General features: G+C 61.7%; 14 protein-coding genes. 8 read left to right on the top strand and 6 right to left on the bottom strand.

Going from position 1 to position 15,562, the window contains the following annotated elements:
• Window positions 1–133 precede the first annotated feature (133 nt).
• Genes THIVI_RS16905 through THIVI_RS16895 form a run of 3 tightly spaced genes read left to right on the top strand, consistent with a single transcriptional unit; the run spans window position 134 to window position 3,463 of the window.
• Window positions 134–763: an IS607 family transposase gene (locus tag THIVI_RS16905; protein WP_014779754.1), complete on the top strand. Its 630-nt coding sequence runs from the start codon at window positions 134–136 to the stop codon at window positions 761–763.
• Window positions 760–2,148 carry a transposase gene (locus THIVI_RS16900; RefSeq protein ID WP_014779753.1) on the top strand — a complete coding sequence of 463 codons (1,389 nt, stop codon included), beginning with the start codon at window positions 760–762 and terminating at the stop codon, window positions 2,146–2,148. The genes THIVI_RS16905 and THIVI_RS16900 overlap by 4 nt, the downstream gene beginning before the upstream one ends.
• Window positions 2,149–2,164: 16 nt before the next feature.
• Window positions 2,165–3,463 carry a dicarboxylate/amino acid:cation symporter gene (locus tag THIVI_RS16895; RefSeq protein ID WP_014779752.1) on the top strand — a complete coding sequence of 433 codons (1,299 nt, stop codon included), beginning with the start codon at window positions 2,165–2,167 and terminating at the stop codon, window positions 3,461–3,463.
• Window positions 3,464–3,490: 27 nt separating this feature from the next.
• Here the strand turns inward: THIVI_RS16895 and THIVI_RS16890 are convergent, their stop codons facing one another.
• Window positions 3,491–5,224, bottom strand: coding sequence for an SWIM zinc finger family protein (locus THIVI_RS16890; protein WP_014779751.1), 1,734 nt, complete (start codon window positions 5,222–5,224; stop codon window positions 3,491–3,493).
• A 375-nt stretch (window positions 5,225–5,599) separates the two neighbouring features.
• Here THIVI_RS16890 and THIVI_RS16885 point away from each other — a divergent pair, with 375 nt between their 5' ends.
• From THIVI_RS16885 to THIVI_RS16875, 4 genes are all read left to right on the top strand, one after another.
• Window positions 5,600–6,709: an IS5 family transposase gene (locus THIVI_RS16885; protein ID WP_041447215.1), complete on the top strand. Its 1,110-nt coding sequence runs from the start codon at window positions 5,600–5,602 to the stop codon at window positions 6,707–6,709.
• A gap of 568 nt (window positions 6,710–7,277) precedes the next feature.
• Entirely contained in the window at window positions 7,278–8,183 is a 906-nt protein-coding gene (locus THIVI_RS16880; protein WP_083845773.1) for a PhoPQ-activated protein PqaA family protein, read from the top strand.
• A 23-nt stretch (window positions 8,184–8,206) separates the two neighbouring features.
• Entirely contained in the window at window positions 8,207–8,929 is a 723-nt protein-coding gene (locus THIVI_RS23905) for an IS1 family transposase (protein ID WP_014776653.1), read from the top strand.
• A 28-nt stretch (window positions 8,930–8,957) separates the two neighbouring features.
• Window positions 8,958–9,491 (top strand): PhoPQ-activated protein PqaA family protein, encoded by a 534-nt coding sequence (locus THIVI_RS16875; protein WP_052315052.1) that lies wholly within the window; start codon window positions 8,958–8,960, stop codon window positions 9,489–9,491.
• 97 nt (window positions 9,492–9,588) lie between these two features.
• Here THIVI_RS16875 and trpE read toward each other — a convergent pair whose 3' ends face one another.
• The 3 genes from trpE to rpe all read right to left on the bottom strand — a co-directional run bounded on the left by trpE (window position 9,589) and on the right by rpe (window position 12,780).
• Window positions 9,589–11,088: an anthranilate synthase component I gene (gene trpE, locus THIVI_RS16870; RefSeq protein ID WP_014779750.1), complete on the bottom strand. Its 1,500-nt coding sequence runs from the start codon at window positions 11,086–11,088 to the stop codon at window positions 9,589–9,591.
• A 119-nt stretch (window positions 11,089–11,207) separates the two neighbouring features.
• Window positions 11,208–11,882, bottom strand: coding sequence for a phosphoglycolate phosphatase (locus tag THIVI_RS16865; RefSeq protein WP_014779749.1), 675 nt, complete (start codon window positions 11,880–11,882; stop codon window positions 11,208–11,210).
• Window positions 11,883–12,096: 214 nt separating this feature from the next.
• Window positions 12,097–12,780, bottom strand: a complete 684-nt coding sequence (gene rpe, locus THIVI_RS16860; RefSeq protein WP_014779748.1) for a ribulose-phosphate 3-epimerase — start codon at window positions 12,778–12,780, stop codon at window positions 12,097–12,099.
• A gap of 331 nt (window positions 12,781–13,111) precedes the next feature.
• Between rpe and THIVI_RS16855 the strand changes: the two genes are divergently transcribed.
• Window positions 13,112–14,152: an NADP(H)-dependent aldo-keto reductase gene (locus THIVI_RS16855; RefSeq protein ID WP_014779747.1), complete on the top strand. Its 1,041-nt coding sequence runs from the start codon at window positions 13,112–13,114 to the stop codon at window positions 14,150–14,152.
• A 203-nt stretch (window positions 14,153–14,355) separates the two neighbouring features.
• Here the strand turns inward: THIVI_RS16855 and THIVI_RS16850 are convergent, their stop codons facing one another.
• Complete coding sequence (locus THIVI_RS16850) at window positions 14,356–14,574, bottom strand: hypothetical protein (RefSeq protein WP_157174491.1); 219 nt, start codon at window positions 14,572–14,574, stop codon at window positions 14,356–14,358.
• A 19-nt stretch (window positions 14,575–14,593) separates the two neighbouring features.
• Window positions 14,594–15,535: an oxygen-dependent coproporphyrinogen oxidase gene (hemF, locus tag THIVI_RS16845; RefSeq protein ID WP_014779745.1), complete on the bottom strand. Its 942-nt coding sequence runs from the start codon at window positions 15,533–15,535 to the stop codon at window positions 14,594–14,596.
• Window positions 15,536–15,562 lie beyond the last annotated feature (27 nt).

Here is a 15,562-nt window from a genome sequence, read left to right as displayed (position 1 = left end):
ATCGATCCGCCGTCTTTTGGTTCTGGCTTCGCCGGGTTAGGCTCATTCACTCAGGCGCCTGAGTTGACAACATACAGACCGGAGCTATCAACTGCTCCTTAATTCTTTTTCATAACTCACTATAATTGCTCTTATGAGCAAGATTTACCGCATCAACGAGTTTGCGAAACGGATCGGGAAAGCGCCCTCGACGCTCCGGCGCTGGGAGCGCGAGGGCAAGCTCGTCGCCAAGCGTCACCCGTCCGGGCATCGCTACTTTGACGAAACGGACGTGCGCCTGCTCACAGGCGTTGCCCCGGAGCAGCGCGCGGTGGTGGTGTACTGCCGCGTGTCGAGTGCCGGGCAGAAGGACGATCTGGCCTCGCAGGTCAAAGCGATGGAAACCTACTGCCTGGGCGCGGGGATCGCGGTCGACGAGTGGATTCAGGAAATCGGCGGCGGGATGAACTTCAAGCGCAAGCGGTTTCTTGCCTTGGTGGAGCGGATCGAACGCGGCGAGCTTCGCCAACTCCTGATCGCTCACAAGGATCGCCTGATGCGTTTCGGCTTCGACCTGTTCGAGCACATCGCCCGGCACAACGGTTGCGAAGTCGTGATCGTGAATCAGGAATCGCTCTCGCCTCAGCAGGAAATGGTCGAGGATTTGCTGGCCATCGTGCACACGTTTTCTTGTCGCCTGGACGGACTACGCCAGTACAAGCAAGCGATCAAGGCCGACTTCCCCGAGTGTTCCGCCGTCCAACCCAAGGCGCTCTGCGAATGAAGGTGACGCGCACCCTGCGCGCCGACGCCCCGCCTGAACTCGCGCCGATCTGTCGGGCGATGGGCTATCTGCGCGGGGACGTCTGGCGGCGCTACGGCGCGCTCGGTAACGTCGGACGCTCCGCCCTAGACATCCGCAAGGACATCGTTGCGCGGAATCTGTACGGATCGCTGCCGGTCGACGGCACCATCCGCAACGAAACGACCAAGGATGTCGTCAACGACCTCTTGACCTACAAGGCCGCAGCCAAACTCAAGGTGCGGCAGGCTATCGCCAAGCGCACGACCGACCCGGCCGAACGCAAGCGGCTCTATACCCTGCTCAAAAATGATCAATGGCGGGACGAGCCCTTTCTGCACCGGCAGATGCGCAAGCATTTCCGGCATGGTGTCAGCCACACGTCCAATCAGTTCGTCGTGCGCTCCGACAAGCACGCGTCGGCGATCGTGGATGGCCGGCTGGTCATCACGATTCGGATTGCCAAGCCGTCTGGCGGCGACCTCCGGTTGGTCACGACCAGCACCGGCAAGCATGTCGACCTGACCGGCTGCAACCTGCGCATCTGCGTCAAGGACGGCTTCACCGAGATCCACTACGCCGCCGACAAGGGGGCGGGGCGTCCGCACGGGGAGCAGGCACTCGGGGTCGACAAGGGCTACACCGAGGCGTTTACCGATTCCGACGGCGAGGCGCACGGCGCGGCTTTCGGTGCGGTCTTGACCGACTACAGCGACGCCGCCGCCAAGACCGGGAAACAGCGCAACAAACTCCATGCGCTGGAGAAAAAACACCGCGACGCCGGGCGGATCGCCAAGGCCGACCGGATTCGCCGCTGCAACCTGGGGCGCAAAAAGATCGACGCCCGGAAGCGGCGCACCAAACAACGTCTGCGCACCATCGCCTTCCAGTCTGCGCATTCCATCGTGGACAAGGCCGCGCTGGTGGCTTCCGAAGATTTAACGTCGCCCATTGCCAGCAAGGTGCAATGGAAGCGATACAACCGACGCATGAGCGGATGGGCGAAAGGCACGTTAGCCGATGCCCTCGACTCGGTGTGCGAGCAGCGTAATGCCGAGCATGTGCTCGTCAATGGCGCCTATACGTCGCAAATGGACTCGACCACTGGCTTGCTGCAAGGCCGGCGAGTGGGCGATAAGTTTTACCGGGCAACCGGGGACGTTCTTCAGGCGGACCATAACGCGGCTCTGAACGTGTTGGCGCGCCTCGCCGATCCCGAAATCAAGCGGTTTACGCCGTATCGGGACGTGAAGCGGGTGTTACTGGCACGTTCTCCGGCGCCACTGAGCGTCAAGAGGCTTGAGTTGGGCGATCCGTCGCGTCAACCCAGTGCGGATAAGTCCATTGAGCAAGTTTGCTCAAGATAAATGGAACAGTAACCCCATGGCACTAAGCAAGCTCAAACTCCACTGGCAAATCCTGATCGCCCTGGTTCTCGCCGTCACCGCGGGACTCTTGGTCGGCCGCGAGGCTGGATTCTTCGGCGCCAGTCTCTATTCCGCGCTCGATTTTCTCGGGCAATTGTTTCTCAACGCACTCAAAATGCTGATCGTGCCGCTGATCCTGTCGTCGATGATCGTCGGGGTTTCCGGGATCGGCGGGGCGAGCGATCTCAAGCGACTGGGTGCGAAGACGATCGGCTATTACGCCACCACCACGCTGCTGGCCGTGCTGGTCGGTCTGTTTCTCGTGAATCTGATCCAGCCGGGCGTGGTGGACGGCGATCCGAAGGCGGTCTTCGGATTCAGCGCGGACGCCACGGCACTCCAGGAACAACTGAGCGGCCGGGACGGCGGCGACGTGGTGGATGTCTTCCTGCGCATGATCCCCCCGAACGTGGTGTCCGCCGCGGCGAACGGCGAAATGCTCGGCCTGATCTTCTTCGGTCTGCTCTACGGGTTCTTTCTTACCCGCGTCGCGCCGGTCTACGCGGAGGCCCAGTACAACTTTTGGCAGGGCATGTTCGAGATCATGATGAAGATCACCGATCTCGTCATGCGCTTCGCCCCCATCGGTGTGTTCGCGCTGGTGGCCCGAACCGTGGCCGATACGGGTCTGGCGGCGCTTGGTCCGCTGGCGCTCTTCTTCCTGACCGTGGTGCTAGGGCTCGCCATCCACACGTTTCTGGTGCTGCCACTGCTGTTGCGTTTCATCGGCGGGGTCAGTCCCATGCGCCACTTTCAGGCCATGGGCGCGGCACTGCTGACCGCCTTCTCGACCGCCTCCTCGTCCGCCACCGTCCCGGTCACCATGGAGTGTCTGGAAAAGAACGCCGGGGTCTCGAACAAGGTCACCAGCTTCGTGATCCCGCTGGGCGCGACCATCAACATGGACGGAACCGCGCTTTACGAGTGCGTGGTGGTCCTGTTCATCGCGCAGGCTTACGGAATCGAGCTGTCGTTTGCCTCGCAGTTCGTCATCGTGATCCTGGCGCTCATGACCTCGATCGGGGTGGCCGGCATCCCGGCCGCGAGTCTGGTCGCCATCACCATCATCCTGGCCGCGGTCGGATTGCCGCTAGAGGGCATCGGGCTGATTCTCGCGGTCGATCGCATCCTCGACATGATGCGCACCGCGGTCAATGTCTTCAGCGATAGCTGCGGGGCGGTGATCATCGCCCGTCGCGAGGGGGAGACCGGTGTGCTGCAGGGCGAGACGTTCAAACCGAAATCCGGCGGGTGAAACCGCAAAGGACACAAAAGAAAGGATTCAGATCCTGTCGAGCAGTTTGATGAAATTCCGCTTCGGCTTGTACTGAATCCGCAGTTCGGCCAGGTACTCCGCGAATTGCCGTGTCCGATCCAGCGTCTTCATCAAGCCGCCGATTTTGCGGATTAGCTTGATCGCCTCGTCGTAGGCCGTGTTATTGGTCTGCTGGACGATGGACGGCACGACGCGCCGGTAGAGCGCGATGGCGTCCTCGGGTCGCGAGGCTTCGATCTGGTCGGCGAGTGCGATCAGCAAACGACGGTCGCAGGTGCCGGCACTGAGCGAAGCCGAAGCGCCTTGCTGGGCGGTCATCCAAGCGGCGTCCAGGTCGTTCTCCCACAAGGCGATTTCAAGCCGCCGCGAATAATCGGGAACCGATGGCGTCGTCTTCCAGCGGTTCGTCGTGGCGGCCTCGCGGACGATGGTCTCGTCCAGCCAGGCCAGCGCCCGCTCGCGCTGTTCGGTCCAGCGACCGAGCTTGTCGGCAACCGCGTGGAGTTTCCGATAGTGCGCAAGTTCCGGCTGTTCCTCGAACTGGATCCAGGTCAGTTGCAGCGCCTCGTCATGGCGTCCGCGTTCGAGATAGGCCACGGCCAGAAAATCGCGCAGACGGTTATCCGGTCGCTCGGGGAATGCCTTGAGTCCGCGTTCCGCCCAGTCCAGCGCCTTCTCGGGCTCTCCGGCCTTGACCCAAAGCTCGGCGATGTCGAGATAGCGATAGGCGGAGGTAAGATCTTGCGAGCGGATCGATACCAGTTCCTCGATATCGCCGCTGGCCTCGGCCAGTCGCTCCATGAGGCGGGTGATCCGTAATCGATGGGCGTCGTAAGCGCTCTTGCTGCTCCGGGGACCGAGTTCGCGCCACTCGGCTTCGACCAGCTCCCGATAGCGCCGCAGACCGGTTTCGCCCAGCACTTCGCGATAGGTGAACGGGTCGAAGCTGCAATAGTTGAATGAGAGCTGGGCTTCCAGCCGAAACAGGCGCGTTGCCAGTTCGACCGGATCCGGACGGGCCAGCTCGCAGGCATCCAGATGCAAGCGGTTCAAGCGATCCATGATCTCGACCGCCTCCCCCTCCTCATCGTCGATCTCCTGAGCGGCGGCCTCGGCGCGCTCGATCGCGTATTCGGTCAGATCAACCAGCAGTGCGGCCGTGTTGGGCTGGAGCAATTCATCCAGCGAATCGATCACCGTGCCAAGGTCATCGGCAAAATCGTCTGCCCCGCTGCCATTCACCTGGGTCGCGGCATTGATCGCCCGGCGGAAAATCTTGGCCTGATCGCTACCGGCGCCACTGCGCTCGGCCTTGAGCAGAAGCGACTGGTAGAGCCGATCGTCGCGCTGGACAATCTCCAGCAAGAGGTCGATGAGAATTTCCGCCGGCTGGGTCGCCAAATAGTCCCGGATGAGCCGCCAAGGGTCGGGCCTTGGTCCGGCGTCGGATTCCGGCAGATCCGCGGCTCCGGCCAGCCACGCGAGCCCGACCGCGACGCAATGCTTGCAGAAATTGCCCTCGGCGGCGTGCGGGCAGGTGCAATCATAGGCGAGATCGCCATCGTCATCCCACAGCTCGACCTGGTAGGTTTCGGTGCCCTCGACCTTGGCCGTGAGTTTGTCGCCGATCATCCGCACGCGCCGGACGGCCGCATTGGAGTAATAGGCTTCACCCCGCCAGAAGACCTTTTTGCCGGCCAGGTCTTCGAGCAGGTCAATGGTAATCAGATCGGCGAGCATCGAATTTCCCCTTTTGATCAGTCAGACGCGCTTCAACCCGCAGCCATAGCGATCGATCCCGACCTCGGCGGCAGTGAAGGCGCAGATCTTGTTAAGGTGATTTCCGGAAAAGCTCATACCCACTTTCGTGGTGACATTGCATCCGTTCGTGATGAGTCCTGAGCCCGTCGAAGGGTCGAACCATGAACGGATGCAATGTCGGCCTCGGAGTGCGATTTCCGCCCGTCCCATTCGGCAAGCTCATGACAGGCTTCGACACGCTCAGGACGAACGGAAATCGGTAAAGTCATTCCCGGAAATCACCTAAGAGGGTGTAGACAAAAATAATTGAGCTGCTATTTGTATACCAGTCTACAACTGAGCTGGTGTGCGCTGATGTCGAAAGCTGGTCGTCCCCCCAAGATTCACGAGGCGGAGCAAGCGGTATTGCGTCAAATTGTCACGGATCGCCCGACCTCCACGCTGTCAGAGATTGCCCGGGAACTCGCGGCACGGACGGGAATCGAGGCTCATGAAGCCACGATTCGCAAGTCCTTGCGGGAGGCGGGCGTCACGCGCCTCCGGGGCGAGAGTGGTCTCGAGGCGCAAGCGCGCGCAACGCCGCGTCGGTATGGGTATACGGATGCGCATCGTCGCCACGACCCCGACCAAAGCTACCCAAGTTGTCTGACCGATGCGGAGTGGGACTTGGTCGCCGCTCTCTTTGAGATGCCGGGCGGGCGGGGTCAACCGCCCCGCGTGTCGCGCCGGAGCATCCTGGAGGCGTGTTGCTACGTGGTGCGCACGGGGTGCGCGTGGCGGATGCTGCCGCACGATTTCGCGCCTTGGCAGAATGTCTACAAGACGTTTCGCCGTTGGAGTGCGGCTGGGAAGTTTGAGCAGATGCATGATCGACTGCGGGGGCAATGGCGCGAACGCGAGGGGCGTGAGATCGCGCCGACGGCGGCGGTGCTGGATGCGCAATCGACCCGCGGCTCGCCGCAGGGTGGACCGAGCGGCTTTGATGCGGGCAAGCAGGTCAAGGGGCGCAAGCGCAGCCTGGTGGTCGATACCTTGGGGTTCGTGTTGGCGGTGAGCGTGGTCGCGGCCAATCTTCAGGACCGCGATGCCGCCTCGGGCGCCGTCGCTGACGCGGCCGCCAAGTACCCCCAGATCAACACGCTGTTTGTCGATAGCGCCTACGCCGGTCAATTTGCCCAAACCACCGAGCAGACCCACGCGATCCGCGTGGAAGTCGTGCGCCATCCAGCCAACAAAAGCGTTGGCTCCTGGCACGTGGACGGGGCGCCTGACCGAGTGGTGATCGCCAACGCCGACGGCTTCGTTCCGCTGCCGAAGCGCTGGGTTGTCGAGCGCACCCATGCGTGGAATGAGCGTGCCCGTCGATTGATCATGCATCATGACCGTCTGCCAGCGGTCTCCGAAACCTGGGTTTGGCTGGCGGAGGCGCGCATCCTGCTGCGGCGGTTGACCACAACGGTTTGATTTTGTCTACACCCTCTAAGAAACTGTCCATTAACTGTTTCCCGATTTGAACTGTACTCTGTGCGTGGCGACCTTGAATCCGTTCGTGGTGAGTCCTGAGCCCGTCGAAGGGTCGAACCATGAACGGATTCAAGGTCAACCTCGGAGCGCGATTTTCCGTTCATCCTTCGACAAGCTCAGGACGAACGGAAAATCGGGAAATCGGGAAATCGGGAAATCGGGAAATCGGGAAATCCTATGTGGACAGTTACTAAGTTGGGCGTCGATCATCGTTTCGGCCATCGCTCGTTGTCGTTGTCGAATCATCGACAACGACAACGCATCTGCAAGCATTTGGCGCCATCAAGCAATCTGCGACATGGGGGCGGGACGCCCGCCCCCGGAACACTGGCCGGATCGGTGATCGAAGCCCCAAGTTGCCACCTTGATGGATCGGCGTCCATCGGAGTTCGCTAGCGTTGTAAGTGCCCCTGCTGCGCAACGACTGCGGAGCGTCGGGACATCCCGCCTCGGCACGCACGGGCAACTATACTTGAGTTAAAGCGAATCAATCCTAAAGAGGACAGTCATGAGCATTCGACTTGCACGCGGCACACTCGCGCTCGGGTGGTGCATGGCGTTGATGCTGACGGTCACGGCTCAGGTCGCGGCCGAGACGGCATTGGATGAGTATGTGGCGCGGCCCGATCCCGCCTACCGCTATCGCCTCTACCAGACTGATCGCACCTTTGCCTACACAACCTATTTCCTGCAGATGACGTCGCAACAGTGGCGCACCGCCGCCGAGGTGGATCGCCCCCTCTGGACGCATGAGATCCAGGTGACGGTGCCAAATTTGCGGTATTCCTCGAGTCCGCGGACCGCTCTGCTCATCGTCAATGGGGGCCGCAACGGTCGTCCCCTGGACACGGAAACCGGCGAACTCTTGAGTACCCTGGCCCTGGTCACGGGGTCGGTGGTGGCGATGGTGAATCAGATCCCGAATCAGCCGCTTTATTTGACCGACGAGATCGATGTACCGCGCTCGGAGGATGCGCTCCTCGCGTACAGCCTGGACAAGGTTCTGACCACCGGCGATCCCGCGTGGGCGGTGCATTTCGCCATGACCAAGGCGGTCGTGCGGGCGATGGATACGGTGCAGACCTGGCTGCGCTGGCGCCGAGTCCGGATCGACGATTTCATCGTCCTGGGAGGCTCCAAGCGGGGTTGGACCGCGTGGCTGGCGGCGGCGGTCGATCCGCGCGTCAAGGCGGTCGTTCCGGTATCGAGCGACCTGCTGAACCTGTCTCGGCAATTCACGCATCAGTGGGAGGCGTTGGGTTTCTACACGCCGGCGATCGCCGACTATGTCGCCTTCGATCTGCCGTGCCGGGCCCAGTCTCCGGAGGCGCAATCGCTACTGGAAATCATCGACCCCTATTTCTACCGCGACCGCTACACCATGCCGGGTAGTGCCCCAATCTATAGGATCTAAAATCTGACTGGATTTATTCAAACATGAATCACTGCCCAACTTGCAACACCACCAAGATCGTGAAGAATGGATTTAATGCAACCGGAAAGCAAAACCATCTTTGTCGGGAATGTGGCCGTCAATTCGTGATTGACCCCTTAGTTTCAGCGATTTCTGAAGAGACCAAATCGCTGATCGATCGACTGCTTCTTGAACGGATTGCGCTTGCTGGTATCGCGCGTGTTGCAAATGTCTCTGAATCCTGGTTGCAAATCTATGTCAATCAAAAATACGAGGGCGTTCCGCGCCAATTAAACGTGCCAAAGTTGTCTGATTTTCGACTGGTTGTCGAGTGCGACGAACTGTGGTCATTTGTTTTGAAAAAAGATGAAAAACAATGGGTTTGGATCGCGAAAGATCGTGACTCTGGATATGTTGTCGGACTTTATATCGGATCTCGTGGCATTAAGGGTGCGCAAGGATTATGGAATTCATTGCCACGCGATTATCAAGAATTGGCCGATTTCTACACCGATTTTTGGGAAGCTTATCAATCCGTTTTTCCAGAATTCCGTCATTACGCTGTCGGTAAGGAATCGGGAAAGACAAATCATATCGAACGATACAACTGCACACTCAGGCAACGTATTTCCAGGCTCGTACGAAAAGCACTTTCTTTCTCAAAAAAGCTTGAGAACCATATTGGAGCTATTTGGCATTTTGTCCATCATTATAATAGCACTCTCTCAGTTAAAGCTCATTCGTGAAATCATATAGAGAAGGGCACTACCCACCATGCCGAAACGGGTGATCAATTCGGCGGGCGATCAGTTCTTCCTGTCCGATTCCTCGCAGTTCTATTTCGCTGCCCTGCCCGAACCGAAGCAACTGCGCTACACGTTCAATACCGACCATCGGCAGGGCGAGGAGACGTTGAGTCTGCTGGATGTCGCTTTTGACTCGCTCGCCTGGATCCGCGACGTCGAGCGGGACGCCCCGGCGCCCCGCTTCTCCTGGACGTTCGAGGACGACGGCAGTATCCGGGTCGTCGCCGCGGATGCGCCGGACGCGGTCTATCTCGTGCAGGCCACGAATCCGTTCGCCCGCGATTTTCGCCTGGAGACGATCGGCGAGGCCTGGATGCGCACCCTGCTCCCGAGCCTGGGAAACGGGGTCTATGTCGGCTTCGTCCCGCCGCCCACGCGGGGATGGAGCGCCTTTGCCGTGGAACTTGTCTTCAACGCGCGTTCGTTCGAGCGTCAGACGCTGACGACCGATGTCAGGGTAACGCCCGCGACCCTGCCCTTCGCCGGCACGGCCTGTCGATGAGACATCGCCGAACCGGGCGGATCCGGGATGGAAGCGAGAATGACCGCCAGATGACCGGGTCTTCGGAAGCGAGTACGGCGGCGCCTGGCCCGAGCCGTCAGACGCGCTTCAACCCGCAGCCATAGCGATCGATCCCGACCTCGGCGGCGGTGACGGCGCGAAAGATGGCGCGGCCCTTGTTCATGGTCTCCTGCCATTCCATTTCCGGCACCGAGTCGGCGACGATGCCGGCGCCGGCCTGGATGTGCAGCATGCCGTCCTGGATGACGGCGGTACGAATCGCGATGGCGGTGTCCATGTTGCCGTTCCAGGAGAGATAGCCGACCGCGCCGGAGTAGATGCCGCGCTTGACCGGCTCCAGCTCGTCGATGATCTCCATGGCGCGGATCTTGGGCGCGCCCGAGACGGTCCCGGCCGGAAAGGTGGCACGCAGCACGTCGAGCGCGCTCATGCCCTCCCGGAGCGTGCCGACCACGTTGGAGACGATGTGCATGACGTGCGAATAGCGCTCGACGATCATCTTGTCGGTCAGGCGCACGCTGCCGATCTCGGCGACCCGCCCGGCATCGTTGCGGCCCAGATCGATCAGCATCAGATGCTCGGCCAGCTCCTTGGGGTCGGCCAGCAGCTCGGCCTCCAGCGTCTGGTCCTCGGCCTCGGTGTGGCCGCGGCGACGAGTGCCGGCGATGGGTCGCACCGTGACCACGCCATCCTCCAGCCGGGTCAGAATCTCGGGCGAGGAGCCGACGATGTGGAAGTCGCCAAGATCCAGAAAGTACATATAGGGTGAGGGATTGAGCCCGCGCAGCGCACGGTACAGATCGAGCGGCGGTGCCTGAAAGGGGATGGAGAGTCGCTGCGACAGCACCACCTGCATGCAGTCGCCTTCGAGGATGTAGTCCTTGATGCGCGCGACCGCCTGCTTGAAACCCTCTTCGGTGAAGCCGGAGACGAAATCGGCCTCGCTAACCTCGCGCGCTGTCCCGCCGTTGCGACGCGGCGCGCCGTGGCGCATGCGCTCGGTGAGTTCGGCGATCCGGGCCTCGCCCGCCTCCAGCGTATCGCCGGCCGTCGGATCGAGATGCAGGATGATGTAGAGACGCCCGCTGAGATTGTCGAACACGACCACCTCGTCCGAGACCATCAGCAGGATATCCGGCGTGCCCAACTGATCCGGATTCGGACACAGGGCCAGACGCGGCTCGATATAGCGGATGGTGTCGTAGCCGAAATAACCGACGAGCCCGCCCACGAAGCGCGGCAGCCCTTCAACTTCGGCGACCTGAAAGCGTTGCTGGAAGGCTTCGAGCCAGCCGAGCGGATCGGCCGTTTCGACCTCCTCGATCACCGTGCCGTCGCGCTCGACGCGAATCCGCTGTCCGTCGATTCGGATCAGGGTCCGGCAGGGCAACCCGATGATCGAATAACGGCCCCATTTTTCGCCGCCCTGCACCGACTCGAACAGATAGGAATAGGGTCCGCCGGCGAGCTTGAGATAGACGCTCAGCGGGGTATCGAGGTCGGCCAGCACCTCGCAGGCGACCGGAATGCGGTTGTAGCCCTGATCGGCCAGGGCGCGAAAGGTCTTGGGGGTCATCGGAATCTCCAGGCAAACGTCAGTGCCAAAGGTTAGCGAAGGCGTCTCGGCGTCGCCATCGCCGCCCGATCATTGCTCGTCTTGCCTGGATGTGCATCGCGCGGTACTCGCTTTCCGACTTAAGCCAAGGGAGCCAGCAATCCCTTGAGTTCGACCATCGAATCGATCACCGCGTCCGGGTTGGAGTCGCGGATATCCTCGCCATGGTTATAGCCATAGCTCATGCAGATAATCCCGAAACCGGCGGCCCGCGCCGCCTTCACGTCGCTGACCGAGTCGCCGATCATCAGGGCCTCGGCGGGCATGACGCCGAAATGATCGGCGGCATGCAGCAGGGGCATGGGGTCGGGTTTCTTGCGCGGCAGGCTGTCGCCGCTGACGACCAGCGTGAAGCGCTCGCGAATCCCGAGATGGGTCAGCAGCGGTTCGGTGAACTGCGCGGCCTTGTTGGTCACGCAACCGAGCGGATAACCAGCCGACGCCAGGAAGTCGAGACCCTCGCGCACCCCCGGATAGAGGATCGAGCGGGTGTAGGTATTCTCGGCATAGAGTTCGAGAAAGAGCGGATAGGCCAGCGAATAGTCGGCGGCGTCCGGCTCGCCTTCGAGTTGTCCGGTCAAGGCCCGGCACACCAGCTTTTCGACCCCGTTGCCCACCCAGGTGCGCACCGCCGCCTCGCCGCGCGGCGCGCGTCCGAGCCGCTCCATCATGGCGTCCACGCAAAAGGTCAGGTCCGGAACGCTGTCGACCAGCGTTCCGTCCAGGTCACAGAGGATCATCTTCGGTTGCAACATGCGGGGACTCGTTCCAGGTAAAAATTAAACGGCGCCTTGCGGGATATGCACTGATTGTGCATTGATCTGGTCTCGCATGAACCGGAAAACGCCGGTGCTGACGCCGTTTAAGCGTTTCATCTTTAATCACTTAAACCGCGTCGACACCGACGCTGATCGATTCATGCCAACCTGGCTGATCGCTCGAAACGACGCATGGTGCGCCGGACGCGGTTTAACCGGCCATCGCCGCGCGCATCTCGCGGATGATGCTGTCGTAGCGATGGGGGTCGGAATCCTTGCCTTTGCCGAAAATTCCGGAGCCCGACACGAAGGTATCGGCGCCAGCGGCCTTGACCTCGGCGATGTTGTCCGCCTTTACCCCGCCGTCGATCTCCAGGCGGATGTCGAACCCGGAGGCGTCGATCATCCGGCGCGCCTGACGCAGCTTCTCGAAGGTCGCCGGAATGAAACTCTGACCGCCGAAACCGGGGTTGACCGACATCAGCAGGATCATATCCACCTTGTCCATCACGTAATCCAGATAGCTCAGGGGCGTCGCCGGATTGAACACCAGACCGGACTTGCAGCCCTCGCCGCGAATCAGTTGCAGCGTGCGGTCGATGTGCTCGCTCGCCTCCGGATGGAAGGTGATATAGGTCGCGCCCGCGGCGGCGAAATCGGGGATGATGCGATCCACCGGCTTGACCATCAGATGCACGTCGATGGGTGCCGTGACCCCGTGCTTGCGCAGCGCCTCGCAGACCAGCGGACCGATGGTCAGGTTCGGGACGTAATGATTGTCCATGACGTCGAAATGGACGATGTCGGCGCCGGCGGCCAGGACGTTGTCCACTTCCTCGCCGAGCCGGGCGAAGTCCGCCGACAGAATGGACGGTGCGATCAGATCAGAAGCCATCGTGGTGTCCCCCAGGGTCGTCGTGGCTCGGCGCGGATGGCTCGGCCAGGATCAGGATTGAGTGTGGTTTTGTCAGCGGAGAACTCTAACCCATGCGCGCGAGATTTTCACTCGACCTCGACGCGAGCCAGCGCCGAAACGCTACAATCCTCATTTTGACGTAGGAGCCCACTTACGGGCGACTTGCGGATTTGCTTCTGGGCGATGGGGTGTTTGGCAGACCCAAGAGCGGCTGGCTGTCGCCCGCAAGCGGGCTCCTATGGTGGCGGATGACGCCACAATAAGGACGCCTGAATCCGCCCGACATCAATCAACCCTCACGGAGATCGCCATGCAACGCAGACCACTTGGCAACTCGGGGATCCAGGTCAGCGCGCTGTGCCTCGGCACCATGACCTTCGGCCAGCAGAATACCGAAGCGGAGGCCCACGCCCAACTGGATCGCGCCCTTGCCGCCGGGATCAATTTCATCGATACGGCCGAGATGTATCCGGTGCCGCCGCTGGCCGAGACCCAGGGGCTCACCGAGCGCTATATCGGCACCTGGCTCCAGTCACGCCGCTGCCGCGATCGGGTCGTGCTGGCCAGCAAGGTCGCGGGGCCGGGGGATTGGCTGCCGTATCTCCGCGGCGGTCGCAACCGGCTCGACCGCGCCAATATCGAGACCGCGCTGGATGCCAGCCTGCAACGGCTGCAAACCGACTGGATCGATCTCTATCAACTCCACTGGCCGGATCGCGAGACCAATTATTTCGGCAAGCTCGGTTACACGCACACCGCCGATGACCAAAGCGTGCCGCTGCTGGAGACGCTGGAGGTGCTCACCGATCTGATCAAGGCCGGCAAGATCCGCCACATCGGCGTGTCCAACGAGACGCCCTGGGGTCTGATGCGCTTCCTGGCGCTCGCCGACCAGCACGGTCTGCCGCGCATGGTCAGCATTCAGAATCCCTACAGCCTGCTCAATCGCACCTTCGAGATCGGGCTTGCGGAGATTGCGCTCCGCGAGGCATGCGGACTGCTGGCCTACTCGCCCCTGGCCTTTGGCGTGCTCTCGGGCAAATATCTGCATGGGCAGCGTCCGGCGTCCGGTCGCATCACCCTGTTCGAGCGCTTCAGCCGTTACTCCAACCCCGAGGCCGAATGCGCGACCGCCGAGTATGTGGCGCTGGCCCGCCGCCACGGCCTGGATCCGGCCCAGATGGCCCTGGCCTGGGTAACCAGTCGCCCCTTCACCACCTCTAACATCATCGGGGCGACCACGCTGGAGCAGTTGGACAGCGATCTTGCCAGTATCGATCTGGTGCTCGACGAGACGGTGATCGCCGAGATCGAGTCGATCCATACCAGTCAGCCGAATCCGGCGCCCTGAACGCCAGTCTGCACAGGATTGACTGCGATCGCCGCGCTTGCGGCGGCGGTTGATCCGAACGGGGAGCGCTGACGGTCACCTCACGAACGGGAAATCTTCCGGATGTTCGCGCCCTCCCTGAACCCGCCTGTCGTCTCCTGAAGCCGTTCGTGGTGAGGCCCTCGAACCACGAATGGCTTCACGCGCCGAAACCAGCTCAGGATTCAGGACGAGCGGGAAATCCTCCGGGTGTTCCCGGCGGGGACGGAGTATTGCACCCCGGCGTTCATGTTGGCGTATTCCTCTTCGCGCGTCATGGCCTGCCCGCTCGCACAGCGTTCAAACGCGCCAAACAGATCGCGCCGCGAATTGAAGCCCTGGTGCTCGACCTCGCGGAACCAGAACCCGCCTTTCCCGTCCGTGGCCATGTAGAAATCATCCACGGGAGGAGCCGCGAACACGCTAAATGGACGGCATGGATTCGCTGTCTTGGTCCAGCCACTCCCGCGGCACCAGAAAGCGTTCGTATAGATCTTCCTCGGGGCTACCGGGCTCGGGCCGAAAATCATAACGCCAACTGACCTCGGGCGGCATGGAGACGAGGATGGATTCGGTGCGCCCGCCCGACTGGAGCCCGAAGAAGGTTCCGCGGTCATAGAGCAGATTGAACTCGACATAGCGTCCGCGCCGGTATTTCTGAAAGGCGCGTTCGCGCTCGCCATAGGTTTTGGCCCAGCGGCGCTGCACGATGGGGAGATAGCCCGGCAGGTAGCCATCGCCAATCGCGCGCAGGAAGGCGAAACTGCGGTCGAACCCGCCCTGATCGAAGTCATCGAAAAAAAGCCCGCCGACGCCACGCGGTTCGTTGCGGTGCTTCAGGAAAAAATATTCGTCGCAGCCGCGTTTCAGGCGCGCATAGAGATCCTCGCCAAAGGGCTCGCAAAGCGCACGCGCGTTGCGGTGCCAGTGCACGACGTCCTCATCGAAGCCATAGTAGGGCGTGAGATCGAAGCCGCCGCCGAACCACCAGACCGGCTCCGCCCCGGCTTTTTCGGCGATGAAAAAGCGCACGTTGAGATGCGACGTGGGGACATAGGGATTCCAGGGGTGCGCAACCAACGAGACGCCCATGGCCTCGAAGCGGCGCCCGGCCAGCTCGGGCCGGCGGGCGCTGGCGGACGGCGGGAGCCGTTCGCCGAAGACATGCGAGAAATTGAGCCCGCACTGCTCGAAAACCATGCCGTCGCGCATCACGCGGGTACGACCGCCACCGCCATCCGGACGCTCCCAGGCATCCTCCCGGAAGCCCGCGCCGCCATCGGTGTCGCGCAGGGCATCGCGGATTCGGTCCTGCAACGCCATCAGATAGCGTTTGACGGACTCGGTATCGGGTTGATTCGGCATCGCGGGGCCTCCTTGGAGAGTTGGCAA

The organism is Thiocystis violascens DSM 198 (genome assembly GCF_000227745.2).
GTDB classification, from domain to species: Bacteria; Pseudomonadota; Gammaproteobacteria; order Chromatiales; family Chromatiaceae; genus Chromatium; species Chromatium violascens.
This window is presented reverse-complemented; position numbering and strand designations above follow the sequence as displayed.